Here is a 15298-nt window from a genome sequence, read left to right on the forward strand (position 1 = left end):
CGTAGTTGTGCCGCTGGCTTTGCGCGGGGCTAGCCCGCTCCCACGGGAGAGAGCGGGGCTGCTCGGCGGTTCAGAGGCTGCGCGCGCGGGTGACCCGGTCGACCAGGTACACCAGGCCGTGATAGTCGATACCGCTGTGGCTCGACAGGCCGATTTCGCAGGTGCGGCTGGTGGAGATTCCTTCGCTGCAATACTGCACGGCGTCCTTCAGGGTACGCAGGGAGTGGGCGTTGAGCTCCGGCGTGGTGAAGCCCTTGTCGCCGGCAAAGCCGCAGCAATGGATGCCCTCGGGGATCACCACCTGCTTGCTGCAGCGCCGCGCCAGGTCGATCAGCGCCTGGCTTTCGCCCAGGTGCTGGGTGCTGCAGGTCACGTGCACCGCCACCGGCTCGTCCTGGGGGGTGAACTCCAACCTGTCGGCCAGGTGGGTGCGGATGAAGCGCACCGGGTCGTACAGGTCCAGCCGCGACTCGCCCAGGTCCTGCACCAGGCGCAGGGTGCAGGGGCTGGTGTCGCAGTAGATCGGGTCGAGGCCGCCGCGGCTGGCGTGCAGCAGGGCGGTGATCAGCTCCTGGCGCTTGTGCTCGGCCTGCTCGGGGTAGCCCTTGGAGGCGAACGGCTGGCCGCAGCACAGGCTGTCGGCGTTGTCCGGGAACACTACCTGGTAGCCGGCCTTCTCCAGCAGGGCGCGGGTCTTGTCCAGCAGCGAGCTCTGTTCGCGGTCGGCGTAGGCCGGGCCCATCACCCGCGACACGCAGGCGGCCAGGTAGACGACCCGTGGTCGGGCATCGTGGCTTGGCGTGGGGAAGTCGATGGCTCGCAGTGGCTGCGGCATGGCGGGTGTCCACTGTGGCAGGCGGCCTTTGCTGGCCTTGCTCAGGCTGGCGCTGAGGCGGCTCATGCGTGGCGCGCCGAGCAGCCTGCGCGCGCCATTGGCGGCGGCCAGGGTGAAGCGGGCGCCGCGCAGGGTGGCGTGGAAATGCTCGGCCAGCCAGTCGGCGGCCTTGCCGTGCTCGGCCGCCTGGCCGCGCAATTTCTTCACCAGCTCGCCGGTGTTGATGCCCACCGGGCAACGCTGGGCGCACAGGCCGGTGGCGGCGCAGGTGTCGATACCCTGGTACTGGTAGGTGCGCAGCAGTTCGCGGGTGTCGACGCCGGCGCGTTTCTTCGCCTGGATATCGCGCCACATGACGATGCGCTGGCGTGGGCTCAAGGTCAGCCCTTTCGACGGGCACACCGGCTCGCAAAAGCCGCACTCGATGCACTTGTCGACGATCTCGTCGGCGGCCGGCAGCGGCTTGAGGTTCTTCAGGTGGATGTCCGGATCCTCACTCAGCACCACATCAGGATTGAGGATGCCGTTGGGGTCGAGCAGGCGCTTGAGCTGCCACATCAACTGGTAGGCGTCCTTGCCCCATTCCAGCTCGACGAACGGCGCCATGTTGCGCCCGGTGCCGTGCTCGGCCTTGAGCGAGCCGCCGAACTCCACCGCCACCAGTTGTGCCACGTCATCCATGAACGCCTGGTAGCGCGCCACTTCCTCGGCACTGTTGAAGCCTTGGGTGAAGACGAAGTGCAGGTTGCCTTCCAGGGCGTGGCCGAAAATGATCGCTTCGTCGTAGTGGTGCTTGTCGAACAGCTGGATCAGGCGGTTAACGCCCTCGGCCAGTTGCTCGATGGGGAAGGTGACGTCTTCGATGATCACCGTGGTGCCGGTCTGGCGCACGGCGCCGACGGCGGGGAAGGTGTCCTTGCGGATCTTCCACAGCTGGTTGTACACCGCCGGGTCTTCGCTGAAGGCGACCTGCTGCTCCAGCGGGCACTCGGCGATGGCCGCCATCACCTGGTCGAGCTGTTCGTGCAGCAGGCTCCGGCTGGCGGCGCGGGACTCGATCAACAGGGCGCAGGCATTGGCCGACAGGCCCTTCACCCAGGCCGGCATGCCGGGCATATCTTGCACCGAGCGCAGGCTGCGGCGGTCGAGCAGCTCCACGGCGGATACCGGTTGCGGCTTGAGCAGGGTCACCGCCCGGCAGCAGCTTTCGACGCTCGGGAACACCAGCAGCGCGCTGGCCTTGTGCGGATGGTCGGGCACGGTGTCGTAGGTGACGGCGCTGATAAAACCGAGGGTGCCTTCGGAGCCGACCAATAGATGCTGCAGGATGTCGAGCGGCTGGTCGTAATCCACCAGTGCGTTGAGCGACAGCCCGGTCGTGTTCTTCAGTCGGTACTTGTGCCGGATGCGGTCGGCCAGCTCAAGGTTGGCGCGGGTCTCGCGGCCAAGGCGGGCCAGTTCGTCCAGCAGGCCGGTGTGGCTTTGCTCGAACGCGGCGACGCTGGCCGGGTCCTCGCTATCCAGGCGGGTGCCGTCGGCCAGCACCAGGCGCAGGCCGGCGAGGGTGTGGTAGGTGTTCTGCGCGGTGCCGCAGCACATGCCGCTGGCGTTGTTGGCGACGATGCCGCCGATCTTGCAGGCGTTGATCGAGGCCGGGTCGGGGCCGATCTTGCGCCCGTAAGGGGCCAGCCAGGCATTGGCCTGGGCGCCGATCACGCCGGGTTGCAGGCGGATCTGCTCGCCCTGGCGGCGAATCTCCCGGCCATTCCAGTTGTCGCCGAGCACGATCAGTACCGAGTCGCTGATGGCCTGGCCCGACAGGCTGGTGCCGGCGGCGCGGAAGGTCACCGGCACGCGTTCGCGCTGGGCCAGTTTCAGCAGCGCGACCACTTCGTCCTCGGACTCCACCCGCACCACCAGCTTGGGAATCAGCCGGTAGAAACTGGCATCGGTACCGAAGGCCAGGGTCGAGGTCGGGTCGTCGAAGCGGCGTTCGGCGGGGATCAGGCGCTCGGCATCACGCAGGAACGCGGCGGGCAGGCTCATGCAGTCTCCTCGCGGGGCCGCGGCGTCTTGTGCGCGGCGTGCCCCGGGCAATCAGGCGTTGGCGGGCGCGCTCAGGCGCCCAGTTCGCGGACCAGCGAGTCGCGGGTGATCTCGCTGATGGACTTGGCGCCGGTCAGCACCATGGCCACGCGCATTTCTTTCTCGAACAACTCCAGCAGGTTCTTCACGCCCGCTTCGCCATGGGTGGCCAGGGCATAAAGGAAGGCGCGGCCGATCAGCACGGTGTCGGCGCCCAGGGCGACCATGCGCACTACGTCGAGGCCGCTGCGGATACCGGAGTCGGCGAGGATCTTGATGTCGCCCTTCACCGCGTCGGCGATCGCCGGCAGGGCGCGGGCACTGGACAGCACGCCGTCGAGCTGGCGGCCGCCGTGGTTGGAGACGACGATGCCATCGGCGCCGAACTTGACCGCGTCGCGGGCATCGTCTGCGTCGAGGATGCCCTTGATGATCATCGGGCCGTCCCAGAATTCGCGGATCCACTCCAGGTCTTTCCAGGAGATGGACGGGTCGAAGTTGTTGCCCAGCCAGCCGATGTAGTCGGCCAGGCCCGTGGGGTTGCCACGGTACTTGGAGATGTTGCCAAGATCGTGCGGGCGCCCGAGCAGGCCGACATCCAGCGCCCACTGCGGGTGGGTCATGGCCTGCCACACGCGGCGCAGCGGCGCGTTCGGGCCGCTCATGCCGGAGTGGGCATCGCGGTAGCGGGCGCCGGGTACCGGCATGTCGACGGTGAATACCAGGGTCTTCACGCCGGCCGCTTTTGCGCGCTCCAGGGCGTTGCGCATGAAGCCGCGGTCTTTGAGGACATACAGCTGGAACCACATTGGTCGGTCGATGGCCGGGGCCACTTCCTCGATCGGGCACACCGATACGGTGGACATGGTGAACGGGATGCCATGGGCCGCCGCCGCACGGGCCGCCTGCACTTCGCCGCGACGGGCGTACATGCCGGTGAGGCCGACCGGGGCCAGGGCCACGGGCATGCTCAGGGTCTCGTCGAACAGCCGGGTCTCCAGGCTCAGGTCCGACATGTTCTTCAGCACGCGTTGACGCAGGGCGATGCTGGCCAGGTCCGATACGTTGTGGCGCAGGGTGTGCTCGGCGTAGGCACCGCCGTCGGCGTAGTGGAAGAGGAAGGGGGGCAGCTTGCGTTGGGCCGCGGCGCGATAGTCGGTGGAGGCGGAAATGATCATGGATTCTCGCAGCGTGGGTTGAAGGAGATGCCGGGCGCTGACTGGCGCCCGGCCCCTTTCACTTTAGTGATGAACCAGCATGCCAGTGAGCCAGTAGGCCTGGACCAGGGTGATCAGGCCGACGATGGTGGCGAAGAACAGGCTGTGCTTGACGGTGAAGCGGAACAGGTCGGATTCCTTGCCCACCAGCCCGGTGGCGGCGCAGGCCACGGCGATCGACTGTGGCGAGATCATCTTGCCGGTCACGCCGCCGCTGGTGTTTGCCGCCACCAGCAGGGTGTCGCTGACCCCGATCTGGTGCGCGGTGGTTGCCTGCAGCGAGCTGAACAGGGCGTTGGACGAGGTGTCGGAACCGGTCAGGAATACGCCCAGCCAGCCCAGGAACGGCGAGAAGAACGGGAACGCGGCGCCCGTGCCGGCCAGCACCAGGGCCATGGTCGAGGACATGCCCGAGTAGTTGGTGACGAAGGCGAAGGCCAGCACCATGCCGATCGACAGGATAGGCCAGCGCAGTTCCCAGAAGGTCTCTTTAAAAGTGGTCAGACCAGTTTTGAAGTTGATCTTCAACACCCACATCGAGATCAGCGCCGAGAGGAAGATCGCCGTGCCGGTGGCGGAAATCGGGTCGAGCTTGAACACCGCCGGCATGGCGGTCGGCGCGGTGACGATCGGCGCGGTCTTGATCACCAGCTGGTCGAGGTGCGGGATGGCGAAGTTGAACACGAAGTTGTACATCGCCCCGCCTGGGGCGAAGGCCGCCTTGAACGGTTTCAGGGTCCAGATGGTGACCAGCACGGTCAGGATCAGGAACGGCGACCAGGCCTTGAAGATCTCGCCGAAGCTGTACGGCGAAGGCTGGCTGCCGCCCGATTGCACGACGGCGGCGCCGACGCTGCCCTTGGCTTCGGCGAACGAGCGCTTGGGCTGCCAGACCTTGAGGAACAGGGTCAGGGCGATCAGGCTGGCCAGGGCCGAGGTGATGTCCGGCAGCTCCGGGCCGATGAAGTTGGAGGTGAAGTACTGGGTGACGGCGAAGCTCAGGCCGGCAACCAGGGCGGCGGGCCAGGTCTCCTTCACGCCGCGCACGCCGTCCATCATGAACACCAGCCAGAACGGCACGAACAGCGACAGCAGCGGCAGCTGGCGGCCGGTCATGGCGCCGATGTGGAAGGCGTCGATGCCGGTCACTTGCCCGGCGACGATGATCGGGATGCCCAGGGCGCCGAAGGCCACCGGCGCGGTGTTGGCGATCAGGCACAGGCCGGCGGCGTACAGCGGGTTGAAGCCCAGGCCCACCAGCAGTGCGGCGGTGATGGCCACCGGTGCGCCGAAACCGGCCGCACCTTCGAGGAAGGCACCGAAGCAGAAGCCGATCAGCAGCACTTGCAGGCGCTGGTCGTCGGTTATCGACAGCACCGAGCTGCGAATCACCTCGAACTGGCCGCTCTTGACCGTGAGTTTGTAGAGGAACACCGCGGCGACGATGATCCAGGCAATCGGCCACAGGCCGTAGAGGAAGCCATAGCCCGCGGCAGCCAGGGCCATGTCGACAGGCATCTGGAAGGCGAAGATTGCCACCAGTATCGACAGCGCGAGGGTGATGCTGCCGGCGACGTGGCCCTTGAGGCGGAACACGGCGAGGGCGAGGAAGAAGAACACGATGGGGATGACCGCCGCCAGCGCGGACAGGCCGAGGCTACCAAGCGGGGTATAGAGTTGTTGCCAGGTTTGCATATGGGGTGGCCCCTAATTGTTGTTGGTCAAGGCACTGGCATTGGATAATTGGTAAGACCAATTTACAATGGCTGGGCGCTAGGTTAAGAGCCTGATTAGGGGTGTGTCAATTTGTCCTACACAAAACTTTGGTCGAGCTCCGATGAGCGGCTGTTTGGATGAGTGTTGTCGGAGCGACTATGCATTCGGGTTTTCTGCGGCTGTTTTGGCCTGTGTAGGAGCGGCCTCGTGCCGCGAACGGGCCGCAAGGTGGCCCTCGCGTGGTGGAACATCTGTCGCCACGCTGCGGATAAGCGCAGAATAAGCGCCCCCGAAATCGGTGCCGGGGCACGTGGAGAGCAAGCAATGGTTTTTGATCAGGTCCGCCAGCGGCGCCTGTCCGACGACATCGTCGATCGGTTGGAAGGGATGATTCTCGAAGGTACCCTCACTTCGGGTCAGCGCCTGCCGGCAGAACGCGTTCTGGCCGAGCAGTTCGGCGTGTCCCGTCCGTCGCTGCGCGAGGCGATCCAGAAGCTGGTGGCCAAGGGGTTGCTGGTCAGTCGCCAGGGCGGCGGCAACTACGTGGCCGAAGCCTTGGGCTCCACCTTCAGCGATCCGCTGTTGCAACTGCTGGAGCGCAATCCGGAGGCCCAGCGCGACCTGCTGGAGTTCCGTCATACGTTGGAGGCGTCATGCGCCTACTACGCGGCCCAGCGCGCCACCGAGCCTGATCGCGAGCGGTTGAAGACGGCGTTCGACGCACTGCAGGACTGCTACAACCGTGTCGGTGAGGTGGATCGGGCGCAGGAAGGCGCGGCCGATGCGCGTTTTCACCTGGCCATTGCCGAAGCCAGTCACAACGCCGTGCTGCTGCATACCATCCGCGGCTTGTTCGACCTGCTCAAGCGCAACGTGGTGACCAACATCGGCGGCATGTACCAGCAGCGCACGGAGACCCGCGACATGCTGATCAGTCAGCATCGCGAGTTGTACCTGGCGATTGTCGAGGGGCGGGCGGACGATGCGCGGGAGGTGTCTAGCCGGCACATCCTGTATGTGCAGGAGGTGCTGCAAGAGGCGCAGCAGGAGGCCCAGCGGGTGGCGCGGGCGGAGCGGCGCAGCGGGCGCTGAGAGGCGGCATGCACGGTCGTTGTAGGAGCGGCCTTGTGCCGCGAAAAGGGCGCGCAGCGGCCTCAGAATCTATGCGTCATACAGGTTGTAGGGGGCTGCTTCGCAGCCCTTTCGCGGCACGAGGCCGCTCCTACAGTGACCAAGCAGGGTAGGAGTTACTCTTCCTTGCCCTTGTTGCGCATCGTGCGCTGCAGCTCGCGGTTGGAGTCGCGCTCGCGCACGGTGTCGCGCTTGTCGAACTCCTTCTTGCCCTTGCCGAGCGCGATCTCGCACTTGATCAAGTGCTTGCTCCAGTACAGCGACATCGCCACGCAGGTGTAACCCTTCTGCGCCACGGCCGCTTCCAGGCGCTCCAGCTCGCGCTTGTTCAATAGCAGCTTGCGGGTACGGATCGGGTCGGCGATGACGTGGGTGCTGGCGGTGTTCAGCGGTGTGATGTGGCTGCCGAACAGCCAGGCTTCGCCATCCTTGAGCAGCACGTAGCTGTCGGTCAGGTGCGCCTTGCCGGCCCGCAGGCTCTTTACTTCCCAGCCGGACAGGACCAGCCCGGCCTCGAACTTGTGTTCGATGAAGTAATCGTGTCGCGCCTTCTTGTTCTGCGCGATGGTCCCGGTCGGATGTTTCTTTTGCTTAGCCATAGGGGCCGCATTATAGGGAGAGTCCGCGTCCTCGGCTACGGGGTTTAGGTGCGCTTGAGCCAGTTGTGTGAATCCCGGACAATACAGGCCTCGTTCTGCTGTGCAGAACCGTATTCGAGGCGCTGCGACGCGCCGCCGCCCAGATTGGAAGTGACGCCTGGATGACTACCCATATTCAACGCTCCGCCCTGCTGCCGTTCCCTGCCCAGGCGCTCTACGACCTGGTCAACGATGTGGCCAGCTACCCGGAGTTCTTGCCCTGGTGCTCGGCTTCCACCGTGCTCGAGGCCAGCGACACGCACATGCGCGCCAAGCTGGAAGTGGCCAAGGGCGGCATGAGCCAGCAGTTCACCACGCGCAATGTGCTGGTGCCGGGGCAGTCGATCGAAATGAACCTGGAAGATGGGCCGTTTACCCAGCTGCATGGCCTGTGGGTGTTCAAGCCGCTGGGCGAGAAGGCCTGCAAGATCAGCCTCGACCTGTCGTTCGACTACGCCGGCGCCCTGGTGCGGGCGACCCTGGGGCCGCTGTTCAATCAGGCGGCCAATACCATGGTTGATGCGTTTTGCCAGCGTGCCAAGCAGCTTAATGGCTGAGTAGTGCTGATGGCCTGATCCAAGGGCTTTTCGACAGTGCAATAAAAAGCCCGGACTGGATCCGGGCTTTTTAGTGTCGGCGCAATTACTGCGGCGAGGTTTCCAGCGGTGCTGGCGTCGGGACCGGGGTGGTCTCGATGTTGTCGATTTCTTTCTGCAGCGTGTCTTCCAGCGAGCCTGGCTTGGCCGGCTTCTCGGGCTGGCTCGGCTGTTTGTCCGGGCTGACCGTGGTGTCGCCGCTGCCGCCGAGGATTTCCTGGTCGCGGCTGACGCCCGGCATGAAGTCGCCGGAGAGGTTGACCAGTTGGTCGTTCTCGTTGAAGAAGATGCTCATGCGCTCTTGCTGGCGCTGGCCGCCGCCGGGCTGCAGGCTGTACAGGTAGTCCCAGCGGTTGGTGTGGAAAGTGTCCTGCAGCAGCGGGTTGCCCATGATAAACCTTACTTGTCGGCGGGTCATTCCCGGGCGCAATTGGTCTATCATATCCTGCGTGACGACATTGCCCTGCTGGATGTCGATTTTGTAAACCCCGGGAAACGAGCAACCGGCGAGTGCGAGCAGTCCCACTAGGGTGAGGCTGGTTAGCAAGAGCTTGGTGTTTTGCATCGGTGGGCGACTTCCACTATCTTGGCTGGACAACGTAAACCCCGATCATACCCGTATTAAGAGAAGCTGCGAAGCAGCATCGGCGAGAAAGCTGACCATGGTTGAAAATAGCGAATTGCGCAAAGCGGGCCTCAAGGTAACTCTGCCTCGAGTCAAGATTCTTCAGATGCTCGACTCGGCCGAGCAACGTCACATGAGTGCCGAGGATGTCTACAAGGCGCTGATGGAAGCTGGCGAGGATGTCGGCCTGGCGACCGTGTACCGCGTACTGACCCAATTCGAAGCGGCGGGCCTGGTGGAGCGCCACAACTTTGATGGCGGCCACGCGGTGTTCGAGCTGGCGGATGGCAAGCACCACGATCACATGGTCAACGTGGACAGCGGTGAAGTCATTGAATTCTTCGATGCCGAAATCGAGAAACGCCAGAAGGAGATCGTTGCCGAACATGGCTTCGAGCTGGTGGACCACAATCTGGTTCTGTATGTGCGTAAAAAGAAGTAACGATTCAGATCGTTATTGATGACAAAGGCGACCTTCGGGTCGCCTTTGTGCTTTGTGGGGGAAGCAATGCTATGGGGGGCACCGGCTCAAACCTTGCGCGATGCCTGTGGGAGCGGCCTTGCGTCGCGAAAGGGCCGCAAAGCGGCCCCGGCTACCTGTGCGTCAATACTGAACTGGGGCCGCTACGCGCCCCTTTCGCGGCACAAGGCCGCTCCTACAGGGACCGCGCAGGCTCAGGCCTTGCTGCTCACCACCATCTTGCGCGCATGGGCCAGCGATTCCTTGGTCAGGTCGATCCCGCCCAGCATTCGCGCCACTTCCTCGACCCGCTCGCGCTTGCCCAGGCTGGCCACGGCGGTGTGCGTGGTGTCGCTGTTGCGCACCTTGTGCACGAACAGGTGGTGATGGCCCTGCGCGGCCACCTGGGGCAGGTGGGTCACGGTCAGTACCTGGCCGCGCTCGCCGAGACGACGCAGCAGTTGGCCGACGATTTCCGCGGTCGGGCCGCCGATCCCCACGTCCACTTCGTCGAATACCAGGGTGGGAATGCGCGAGGTCTGCGCGGTGATCACCTGGATCGCCAGGCTGATACGCGACAGCTCGCCGCCCGAGGCGACCTTGGCCAGGCCCTTGAGTGGCTGGCCGGGGTTGGCGCTGACCAGTAGTTCGATCTGCTCCAGGCCATGGGGCGAGAGGTCGCCGTTGTCGAAGGGCGTGAGCTCGATGCAGAAACGTCCGCCGGGCATGCCCAGGCGCTGGATTTCCTGCTCGACGGCGGTGGCCAGCTGCTTGGCGGCCTGCTGGCGCAGCGCGCTCAGCTCGCCGGCCTTCTCTTTATAGTGCTGGGCGTAGGCGGCCAGCTCCTCGCCCAGGCGCTCGATCGACTCGTCGCTGGCGTTTAGCCCTTCCAGCTCCACCATCAGGCGCTGCTGCAGGTTCGGCAGCTCGGTGGGGTGTACGCGGTGCTTGCGGGCGAGGGTATAGATGGTGTCCAGGCGCTCTTCCAGGGCCTGCAGGCGCATCGGGTCGGCGTCGAAGTTGTCGAGGAACCGGTTGAGCTCGCCGACGGCTTCCTCCACCTGGATCTGCGCGCTGGCGATCAGGTTGACCGCCTCGCCCAGTGCCTTGGGGCCGTTGACGACCGCGGTGAGCCGGTTGAGGCTGACGGTCAGGGCGCTCAGCACGTTGCCCGAGTCGCTTTCGCTGCACTGGTCGATGACCTGGCGGCAGATGCCGAACAGCGCCTCGGCGTTGGTCAGGTTCTTGTGCTCCTGCTCCAGCTGTTCCAGTTCGTTCTCGCCAAGTCCGAGGTTGTCCAGCTCTTCCAGCTGATAGCTGAGCAGCTGTTGGCGCGCCCGTTGCTCATCGCCGGAATTGCTCAGGCGCTCCAGTTCCTGGCGCGTCTGGTTCCAGCGCTTGGCGGCCAGCTGGACCTGGCGGGCCAGGTCGCTGGCGCCGGCGTACTCGTCCACCAGGCGGCGGTGGGTGTCGGTCTTCAACAGCGACTGGTGTTCGTGCTGGCTGTGGATGTCGATCAGCAGCTCGCCCAGGGCCTTGAGGTCGCCCAGTGGGCAGGGGGTGCCGTTGATGTAGCCACGGCTGCGGCCCTCGGCGGTGATCACCCGGCGCAGGATGCACGGGCCGTCGCTATCCAGGTCGCGCTCGGCGAGCCAGGCGTGCGCCTCGGGGATGTCGACCAGGTCGAAGGTAGCAAGGATGTCGGCCTTGTCGGTGCCCGGGCGCACCACGCCGCTATCGGCGCGATCGCCCAGGGCCAGGCCGAGGGCGTCGAGCATGATCGACTTGCCGGCCCCGGTCTCGCCGGTGATGACGGACATGCCACGGGCGACCTCGAGGTCGAGGTGTTCGACGATGGCGTAGTTGTGAATGGACAGGTGCACCAGCATGGGGCGGCTCCCGAAGGGTCGTGTCTGGATATTTATACAGTGCTTTTCGCGAGTCTGCCAATAGCCGGTCGACGAATGTGGAAAAGCACCTTCCCCCTTGAACCTGGTTTTTCCGACCCCATATAGCCGGCAAGACATGGCGAGCCTGGCTCGCACGACAGAAATCGTGGAGGAGAAACCCAATGGCTGACGAACAGCTGGATGAGAAGAACCTGAATTCCGAAGAAGCAGGCGCCGCGAATGCCGATGCCCGCGTACTGGAGCTCGAGGAGCAGCTGGCCGCCGCCAAGGACCAGTCCCTGCGCGCTGCCGCCGACCTGCAGAACATCCGCCGCCGTGCCGAGCAGGATGTCGAGAAGGCCCACAAGTTCGCCCTGGAGAAGTTCGCCGGCGACTTGCTGCCGATCATCGACAGCCTGGAGCGTGGTCTGGAGCTGTCCAGCGCCGACGACGAAACCATCAAGCCTATGCGCGAAGGCATCGAGCTGACCCTGAAGATGTTCCAGGACACCCTCAAGCGCTACAACCTCGAGACCATCGAGCCGCACGGCCAGCCATTCAACGCCGAGCACCACCAGGCGATGGCCATGCAGGAAAGCGCCGATGTCGAGCCGAACAGCGTGCTGAACGTGTTCCAGAAGGGCTACCTGCTCAACGGTCGTCTGCTGCGCCCTGCCATGGTGGTGGTCAGCAAGGCGCCGAGCGCCCCGCAGCCTTCGATCAACGAAAAGGCTTGAAATCTTTCCGGACACCCCCATCTAGGTGTCAAGCCTTCAAGTATTAGTGCAGTTGGCCAAAGCAGTCGCTGCTACCAAATTCAAGTTTCGGGAGAATCAACATGGGTAAAATCATCGGTATCGACCTGGGGACCACCAACTCCTGCGTCTCCGTGCTGGAAAACGGCACCGCCAAGGTCATCGAGAACGCCGAAGGCGCGCGTACCACGCCTTCGATCATCGCCTACGCCAACGACGGCGAGATCCTGGTCGGCCAGTCGGCCAAGCGCCAGGCGGTCACCAACCCGCACAACACCCTGTTCGCGGTGAAGCGCCTGATCGGCCGCCGCTTCGAAGAAGATGTCGTGCAGAAAGACATCAAGCTGGTGCCTTACAAGATCGTCAAGGCCAACAACGGTGACGCCTGGGTCGAGGCCGCCGACAAGCAGATGGCTCCGCCGCAGATCAGCGCCGAAGTCCTGAAAAAGATGAAGAAGACCGCCGAAGACTACCTCGGCGAGCCGGTCACCGAAGCGGTCATCACCGTGCCGGCCTACTTCAACGACAGCCAGCGCCAGGCGACCAAGGACGCCGGCCGCATCGCTGGCCTGGACGTAAAACGTATCATCAACGAACCGACCGCCGCCGCGCTGGCCTACGGCATGGACAAGGGCAAGGGCGACCACACTGTCATCGTCTATGACCTGGGTGGTGGTACCTTCGACGTATCGGTCATCGAAATCGCCGAAGTCGACGGTGAGCACCAGTTCGAAGTACTGGCCACCAACGGCGACACCTTCCTGGGTGGCGAAGACTTCGACATGCGCCTGATCGACTACCTCGTCGACGAGTTCAAGAAAGAGTCCGGCATGGACCTGAAGAACGATCCCCTGGCCCTGCAGCGTCTGAAAGAAGCTGCTGAAAAAGCCAAGATCGAGCTGTCCTCCGCTCAGTCGACCGATGTCAACCTGCCGTACATCACTGCAGATGCCACCGGTCCCAAGCACCTGAACGTGAAGATCTCCCGCGCCAAGCTGGAGTCGCTGGTCGAAGACCTGGTCAACCGTACCATCGAGCCATGCCGCATCGCCCTGAAAGACGCCGGCATCGACGCCAGCAAGATCGACGACGTGATCCTGGTCGGCGGCCAGACCCGTATGCCGATGGTGCAGAAAGCCGTTGCCGACTTCTTCGGTAAAGAAGCTCGTAAAGACGTCAACCCGGACGAAGCCGTCGCCATGGGTGCTGCCATCCAGGGCGCCGTTCTGGCCGGTGACGTCAAGGACGTACTGCTGCTGGACGTCAGCCCGCTGACCCTGGGTATCGAAACCATGGGTGGCGTGATGACCGCGCTGATCGAGAAGAACACCACCATCCCGACCAAGAAGTCGCAGGTGTTCTCGACCGCCGACGACAATCAGGGCGCCGTGACCATCCACGTGCTGCAGGGTGAGCGCAAGCAAGCTTCGCAGAACAAGTCGCTGGGCAAGTTCGACCTGGCTGATATTCCGCCAGCACCGCGCGGCGTACCGCAGATCGAAGTGACCTTCGACATCGACGCCAACGGCATCCTGCACGTAGGTGCCAAGGACAAGGCTACTGGCAAGGCGCAGTCGATCGTGATCAAGGCCAACTCCGGCCTGTCCGACGAAGAAATCGAGAAAATGGTGCGTGATGCCGAGGCCAACGCCGAGGAAGACCGCAAGTTCGAAGAGCTGGCCGCCGCCCGTAACCAGGGTGACGCGCTGGTCCACTCGACCCGCAAGATGGTCACTGAAGCCGGTGACAAGGTCACCGCTGAAGAGAAGACCGCCATCGAGGCCGCCGTGGTCGCCCTGGAAGCCGCCGTCAAAGGCGACGACAAGGCCGTCATCGACGCCAAGGTCGAGGAGCTGTCCAAGGTCTCGGCGCCAGTCGCTCAGAAGATGTACGCCGAGCAGCAGGCCGAGCAACCGCAGGGCGGCGCCCAGCAGGCCGAGCCGGAAGCCAAGCACGATGACGTGGTTGACGCCGAGTTCGAAGAAGTGAAAGACAACAACAAGCAGTAATTCCTGCATGTTGTCGGCCGGTTCGCCGTCGTTTGATGGTGAACTGGTAGGATGTCGCCGCGCGGGAGCTTGCTCCCGCGTTGGCGTGTCTGGAACACGAGAATTATTTACGGCATCTGTCACGGCGTATTCGCCTATGACGACAGGTGCTGGTGGCATGGCGCACGATGCGCCGAGGTATGCCGAACGCCCCCAAGAGTGCATATGACCTATGGCAAAGCGTGATTTTTATGAGGTCCTGGGTGTCGAGCGTGGCGCCAGCGAAGGTGATCTCAAGAAGGCCTACCGCCGTCTGGCGATGAAGTACCACCCGGACCGCAACCCGGGCGACAAGGAGTCGGAAGACCTGTTCAAGGAGGCCAACGAGGCCTACGAAGTGCTGTCCGATGCCAGCAAGCGCGCGGCATACGACCAGTATGGCCACGCCGGCGTCGACCCGAGCATGGGTGGCGGCGGTGCCGGTTTCGGTGGCGCCAACTTCTCCGACATCTTCGGTGATGTCTTCAGCGATTTCTTCGGCGGCGGCCGCGGTGGCGGTCGTGGCGGTGTCCAGCGCGGCAGCGACCTGCGCTACACCCTCGAGCTCAACCTCGAAGAGGCGGTGCGCGGTACCACGGTCAACATCCGTGTGCCCACGCTGGTCAACTGCAAGCCGTGCGACGGCTCTGGCGCCAAGAAGGGCTCGACGCCGTCGACCTGTCCGACCTGTGGCGGCATCGGCCAGGTGCGCATGCAGCAGGGCTTCTTCGCCGTGCAGCAGACCTGTCCGCGTTGCCACGGCCAGGGCAAGATCATCACCGACCCTTGCGGCTCGTGCCATGGCGAAGGCCGTGTCGAGGAATACAAGACGCTGTCGGTCAAGGTGCCGGCCGGTGTCGACACCGGTGATCGCATTCGTCTGTCTGGCGAAGGCGAGGCGGGCGCCCATGGCGGCCCTGCCGGTGACCTCTATGTGGTCGTCAATGTGCGCGAGCACCCGATCTTCCAGCGCGACGGCAAGCACCTCTACTGCGAAGTGCCGATCAGCTACACCGACGCCGCCCTGGGTGGCGAGCTGGAAGTGCCGACCCTCGACGGTCGCGTGAAGCTGAAGATTCCCGAAGGCACCCAGACCGGCAAGCAGTTCCGTCTGCGCGGCAAGGGTGTGGCGCCGGTGCGCGGTGGCGCGGCGGGCGACCTGCTGTGCCGCGTGGCGGTGGAGACACCGGTCAACCTCAGTCGTCGTCAGCGCGAGCTGCTCGAGGAGTTGCGTGATTCCCTTGAAGGTGACAGCTCCCATTCGCCCAAGGCCAGTGGCTGGTTCGAGGGCATGAAGCGCTTCTTCGGCGATCTCTGAGAAGGA

Annotated in this window: 12 protein-coding genes; 6 read left to right on the top strand and 6 right to left on the bottom strand. The window is 64.3% G+C overall.

Annotated features, from left to right (window positions below; all coding sequences use genetic code 11):
- Window positions 1–70 precede the first annotated feature (70 nt).
- The 3 genes from POF53_RS09460 to POF53_RS09470 all read right to left on the bottom strand — a co-directional run bounded on the left by POF53_RS09460 (window position 71) and on the right by POF53_RS09470 (window position 5832).
- On the bottom strand, window positions 71–2881 hold the full coding sequence (locus tag POF53_RS09460) for an FAD-binding and (Fe-S)-binding domain-containing protein (protein ID WP_498967420.1): 2811 nt from the start codon (window positions 2879–2881) through the stop codon (window positions 71–73).
- Between the two features lie 71 nt (window positions 2882–2952).
- Complete coding sequence (gene lldD, locus POF53_RS09465) at window positions 2953–4098, bottom strand: FMN-dependent L-lactate dehydrogenase LldD (RefSeq protein ID WP_050707002.1); 1146 nt, start codon at window positions 4096–4098, stop codon at window positions 2953–2955.
- A 63-nt stretch (window positions 4099–4161) separates the two neighbouring features.
- Window positions 4162–5832, bottom strand: coding sequence for a lactate permease LctP family transporter (locus POF53_RS09470; protein ID WP_203648102.1), 1671 nt, complete (start codon window positions 5830–5832; stop codon window positions 4162–4164).
- A 345-nt stretch (window positions 5833–6177) separates the two neighbouring features.
- Here POF53_RS09470 and POF53_RS09475 point away from each other — a divergent pair, with 345 nt between their 5' ends.
- A complete protein-coding gene (locus POF53_RS09475; protein WP_050707001.1) occupies window positions 6178–6945 on the top strand; it encodes an FCD domain-containing protein in 768 nt (255 codons plus the stop codon).
- A 155-nt stretch (window positions 6946–7100) separates the two neighbouring features.
- Here POF53_RS09475 and smpB read toward each other — a convergent pair whose 3' ends face one another.
- Complete coding sequence (gene smpB, locus POF53_RS09480; RefSeq protein ID WP_023629355.1) at window positions 7101–7583, bottom strand: SsrA-binding protein SmpB; 483 nt, start codon at window positions 7581–7583, stop codon at window positions 7101–7103.
- A gap of 161 nt (window positions 7584–7744) precedes the next feature.
- Between smpB and POF53_RS09485 the strand changes: the two genes are divergently transcribed.
- Window positions 7745–8179, top strand: coding sequence for a type II toxin-antitoxin system RatA family toxin (locus POF53_RS09485; protein ID WP_203648101.1), 435 nt, complete (start codon window positions 7745–7747; stop codon window positions 8177–8179).
- 85 nt (window positions 8180–8264) lie between these two features.
- Here POF53_RS09485 and POF53_RS09490 read toward each other — a convergent pair whose 3' ends face one another.
- Entirely contained in the window at window positions 8265–8783 is a 519-nt protein-coding gene (locus POF53_RS09490) for an outer membrane protein assembly factor BamE (protein ID WP_203648100.1), read from the bottom strand.
- 97 nt (window positions 8784–8880) lie between these two features.
- Between POF53_RS09490 and fur the strand changes: the two genes are divergently transcribed.
- The gene (gene fur, locus POF53_RS09495) at window positions 8881–9285 is read left to right on the top strand and encodes a ferric iron uptake transcriptional regulator (RefSeq protein ID WP_028691268.1); all 405 of its coding nucleotides are present in this window, start codon (window positions 8881–8883) and stop codon (window positions 9283–9285) included.
- A 233-nt stretch (window positions 9286–9518) separates the two neighbouring features.
- Here fur and recN read toward each other — a convergent pair whose 3' ends face one another.
- The gene (gene recN / locus POF53_RS09500) at window positions 9519–11192 is read right to left on the bottom strand and encodes a DNA repair protein RecN (RefSeq protein WP_254464337.1); all 1674 of its coding nucleotides are present in this window, start codon (window positions 11190–11192) and stop codon (window positions 9519–9521) included.
- A gap of 182 nt (window positions 11193–11374) precedes the next feature.
- On the opposite strand from recN, the gene grpE reads away from it, so the two are divergent.
- The 3 genes from grpE (at window position 11375) to dnaJ (ending at window position 15292) form a co-directional block, all read left to right on the top strand.
- Complete coding sequence (gene grpE, locus POF53_RS09505; protein ID WP_050706997.1) at window positions 11375–11929, top strand: nucleotide exchange factor GrpE; 555 nt, start codon at window positions 11375–11377, stop codon at window positions 11927–11929.
- 101 nt (window positions 11930–12030) lie between these two features.
- Complete coding sequence (dnaK, locus tag POF53_RS09510) at window positions 12031–13956, top strand: molecular chaperone DnaK (RefSeq protein WP_254464336.1); 1926 nt, start codon at window positions 12031–12033, stop codon at window positions 13954–13956.
- A gap of 211 nt (window positions 13957–14167) precedes the next feature.
- Window positions 14168–15292: a molecular chaperone DnaJ gene (gene dnaJ, locus POF53_RS09515; protein WP_203648097.1), complete on the top strand. Its 1125-nt coding sequence runs from the start codon at window positions 14168–14170 to the stop codon at window positions 15290–15292.
- Window positions 15293–15298 lie beyond the last annotated feature (6 nt).

Origin of the sequence: Mitsuaria sp. RG, assembly GCF_028369275.1 — a bacterium.
Lineage (GTDB): Bacteria > Pseudomonadota > Gammaproteobacteria > Pseudomonadales > Pseudomonadaceae > Aquipseudomonas > Aquipseudomonas peradeniyensis.

Excerpts from the sequence above, each read along its gene's own strand:
- POF53_RS09460 (WP_498967420.1), bottom strand. The coding sequence starts at position 2,881 with ATGAGCCTGCCCGCCGCGTTCCTGCGTGATGCCGAGCGCCTGATCCCC.
- lldD (WP_050707002.1), bottom strand. The coding sequence starts at position 4,098 with ATGATCATTTCCGCCTCCACCGACTATCGCGCCGCGGCCCAACGCAAG.
- POF53_RS09470 (WP_203648102.1), bottom strand. The coding sequence starts at position 5,832 with ATGCAAACCTGGCAACAACTCTATACCCCGCTTGGTAGCCTCGGCCTG.
- POF53_RS09475 (WP_050707001.1), top strand. The coding sequence starts at position 6,178 with ATGGTTTTTGATCAGGTCCGCCAGCGGCGCCTGTCCGACGACATCGTC.
- smpB (WP_023629355.1), bottom strand. The coding sequence starts at position 7,583 with ATGGCTAAGCAAAAGAAACATCCGACCGGGACCATCGCGCAGAACAAG.
- POF53_RS09485 (WP_203648101.1), top strand. The coding sequence starts at position 7,745 with ATGACTACCCATATTCAACGCTCCGCCCTGCTGCCGTTCCCTGCCCAG.
- POF53_RS09490 (WP_203648100.1), bottom strand. The coding sequence starts at position 8,783 with ATGCAAAACACCAAGCTCTTGCTAACCAGCCTCACCCTAGTGGGACTG.
- fur (WP_028691268.1), top strand. The coding sequence starts at position 8,881 with ATGGTTGAAAATAGCGAATTGCGCAAAGCGGGCCTCAAGGTAACTCTG.
- recN (WP_254464337.1), bottom strand. The coding sequence starts at position 11,192 with ATGCTGGTGCACCTGTCCATTCACAACTACGCCATCGTCGAACACCTC.
- grpE (WP_050706997.1), top strand. The coding sequence starts at position 11,375 with ATGGCTGACGAACAGCTGGATGAGAAGAACCTGAATTCCGAAGAAGCA.
- dnaK (WP_254464336.1), top strand. The coding sequence starts at position 12,031 with ATGGGTAAAATCATCGGTATCGACCTGGGGACCACCAACTCCTGCGTC.
- dnaJ (WP_203648097.1), top strand. The coding sequence starts at position 14,168 with ATGGCAAAGCGTGATTTTTATGAGGTCCTGGGTGTCGAGCGTGGCGCC.